General features: G+C 55.3%; 4 protein-coding genes. 2 read left to right on the top strand and 2 right to left on the bottom strand.

Annotated elements, in window-relative coordinates; all coding sequences use genetic code 11:
* Window positions 1–935 (bottom strand): mevalonate kinase (mvk, locus tag ACP5VX_RS06805; RefSeq protein ID WP_428725126.1); only part of this gene is annotated, 935 nt, incomplete at its 3' end.
* Window positions 936–992: 57 nt separating this feature from the next.
* Between mvk and ACP5VX_RS06810 the strand changes: the two genes are divergently transcribed.
* Both ACP5VX_RS06810 and ACP5VX_RS06815 read left to right on the top strand, forming a co-directional pair.
* The gene (locus tag ACP5VX_RS06810; protein ID WP_428725129.1) at window positions 993–1,820 is read left to right on the top strand and encodes an Mrp/NBP35 family ATP-binding protein; all 828 of its coding nucleotides are present in this window, start codon (window positions 993–995) and stop codon (window positions 1,818–1,820) included.
* On the top strand, window positions 1,807–2,526 hold the full coding sequence (locus ACP5VX_RS06815) for a DUF7669 domain-containing protein (protein WP_428725127.1): 720 nt from the start codon (window positions 1,807–1,809) through the stop codon (window positions 2,524–2,526). The genes ACP5VX_RS06810 and ACP5VX_RS06815 overlap by 14 nt, the downstream gene beginning before the upstream one ends.
* Here ACP5VX_RS06815 and ACP5VX_RS06820 read toward each other — a convergent pair.
* Window positions 2,515–3,051 (bottom strand): hypothetical protein (locus ACP5VX_RS06820; RefSeq protein WP_428725128.1); only part of this gene is annotated, 537 nt, incomplete at its 5' end. The genes ACP5VX_RS06815 and ACP5VX_RS06820 overlap by 12 nt on opposite strands.

The following is a 3,051-nucleotide window of genomic DNA, read 5'->3' on the forward strand; positions in this document are numbered from 1 at the left end:
TCAGGTGCCCTTCTCACCCCTTCGTCGTCGATTTGGACCACGAGTGGCGTTAGACCTAGGAGCTTGATTTTCTCGACTACACTTGGAACCTTACTGGTTTCCACAAGTCCTATAACGATACCTCCACGGCCTGCCCCACTTATTTTAGCACCGAGCGCACCGGCTTCGCGCATAGCCCACACTATGCTCTCCAGGACCCGCGAGGACACGCCTATGGAGGAGAGGAGCCCGTGGTTGATGTCCATCAACTCCCCCAACCTCGCGAAGTCTCCCGCCTCGATGGATTTGAGCGCGTCGCGGACGAGCTCCGAGGCCGCCTCGTATATTCTCGACATCACGTTGGAATACTTGTCGTACCTGTTTAACACGTCTGCTACAACGCTACCCGTCGACCTCTTGATACCAGAGTCCGCTATGACGATCACGACGTCGTCTGGCCACCTTCTCTTAACCCTGTTGAAGACCCCTCTCTCGTACACCATCACGCCGCCGTAGGTCGACAGCGTGTTGTCCACTCCGCTCGGCCTGACGTGGTAGACCTTCTCCGCCTCGAACGACACCTCCCACACGACCTTTTTGTCGGGCTCTACGCCCGCGAAAGACAAGAGGGCGTGCGTTGTGGACACGGCCACAGCGGCCGAGGAGCCCATGCCGGAGGAGATCGGTATCTCCGAGTCGATTATCGCGTGGAAGTCCCTCTTCAACCCGAACCGCCAGGCCAGCTCCTCGACTACCCTGTACAGCCCCTTGTCGTTCACCGTGTTGGATGACAAGTCCAGCAGTAGCCCTAGCTGCCTAGACTCGATCCTGCCCTGCCCACCTGATACACACACTCTCGCGTATAAGGTCACGGCTGCGCCTATAGCCGGCACACCCTTGACAACGAAGTGCTCGCCAAGCAAAATCACCTTGCCAGGGGCTATAGAGCAAGCCATCATAGACACTCAACTATTAAAAGAGGGGTGGCCGTTTTATAGGATTTGAGGAGACTTATGAGCGGTACGAGGCAGATCCAGCCAGTCTTCACCCTCCTCAACAAAGCCAGGGACAGGGTCGGGAAAATAAGGCACAAGATAATGGTGTTGAGCGGGAAGGGGGGTGTGGGGAAGTCCTTTATCTCCTCAATGCTCGCGCTAGCGCTAGCTGAAAAGGGGTACAAGGTTTCAATACTCGACGCAGACATACACGGCTCGAGTATCCCGACTATACTCGGACTCCACGGCATGCGCCACTTCGCCGACGAGGAGGGTATCCTCCCCGTGGAGGGCCCGCTCGGGGTCCAGGTCGTCGCGATCAACCTGATGCTGGACTCCCCGGACGCCCCGGTCGTGTGGCGCGGCCCCCTGAAGTCGAGGGCGATAACGGAACTGCTCGCGAAAGTCAAGTGGCCGGAAGGGGACTTCCTTGTGATAGACCTGCCGCCCGGAACCGGCGATGAGGCGATAACAGTCGTCCAGACGATAAGGGACTTAAGCGGGGCAGTGATCGTCACGGCGCCAAACATACTGTCCGAGGTCATAGTCTCGAAGGCCATAAACTTCGTGGTTAAAAACAACGTTAAGCTGCTGGGGATCGTGGAGAACATGAGCTACTTCAAGTGCCCGGGTAGTGACGTGGAGTACAACCTCCTAGGGAGGAGCACTGGAGAAGAGTTAGCCAAGAAGTACCAGACTAAGCTACTAGCTAGAATACCCTTGGATCCGCTCATAGGGAGAGCGCTTGAGGAGGGCGTACCATACCTGCTAGCCTACCCGGAGGGGGAGGCTGCCAAGGCAATTAGATCGCTAGCTGAAGAGATATTAAGGATTGTGCAACCATAAGATATCCGTGGATTACAGTACCGGTGGTAAATTGGAAGAAGTACAAGAACTGGGCCAGAAAAAGCCCAACTGGATGTTGATCAAGGAGGCGTCCCTTGAGCTCGTCAAGTCCGGCAAAAACTTTTTCACGAGAAGAGACATCATAAGCGTCGCGAAGCAAAAAGACCCCTCGAGGTCGGATATGAGCCTGGACTTCGAGATAGACCTCGTCACGGTGAATAGCAATAGCAAAGACAAGTACAAGGACCCGGAAAAGCTGTTCCTCTTCAGAGTAGACAGGGGCACGTACACCCTTTACGACCCGGAGATCCACGGCCCTATTGAGAAGTACATTGAGTTGGCCAAGTTCAGCCCCGCGAGAAAGCAGGTGATCGCGCAGGTGATCAAAGACCTGGAGGAGAGGGGGTTCGAGGTCTCGGAGAACAAGACGTCAAAGCCGCTCCTCCCCGACCTAACCGCGTGGAAAGACGAGAAGAAGATCGGCGTGTGGGTCATCGACCCCAGCGCTGATAGGGCTACCCAGCTCAAGAACCTGTACCTAGCTATCGGCTCTTCTATGGTGGACCAGAGCTACGACGGCTACTTCATCGTGATGCCGCAGGACCTGGCCGACAAACTCAGTGACAGGGTAAAGGGGGTTCTGGAGTCCTTCAACACGAAGATTATAATCCTGAAAGAGGAGAAGAAGTACACTCTACTTATTTAGGCTTGGGGGCTGAATGTTCTCGCTCTCCAGTTTCGTCTTCAGGAGGCTCCTAGCCTCCTCGAGAACCCTTCTAACGTCGGGTGTCTCGGTCGTGTCGTACGATAGGGGTGGCCCCACGTCGATGTCGGCACTAGCCAGCTCCCGTATAGACGAGTCCAACTCCGCGAAGTAGACGGCCAGGTCGGGTATTCTCGACTCCGGTATCTTCTTTATTTCGCCGACTATGCTCGACACCTCGTCCGCTATTAGCTTGAAGTCCCTCATAGTTATTGCGAGGTCGATGCTGAGGGATACCTTCTCGAGAACCAACTTCAGCACTTCGAGCCTACTCCTCATCTTGTCGAGCTTGGCGATCTCCTCAGCGTACCTCTTGGCGAGGAAAGTTTCGCCTCTAGCCTGGAGGTCTACGGCCATATCCATGAGCTTGCTTCTCCTGCTGTTTATCCTATCGATTAAGGAGTCGAGACGCTGGATACTCGCCCTCACGTTGTAAAGCGCTGTCAAAGCCGACTTTAAAGGGTCAAC

Origin of the sequence: Thermogladius sp., from assembly GCF_049970955.1 — an archaeon.
Lineage (GTDB): Archaea > Thermoproteota > Thermoprotei_A > Sulfolobales > Desulfurococcaceae > Thermogladius.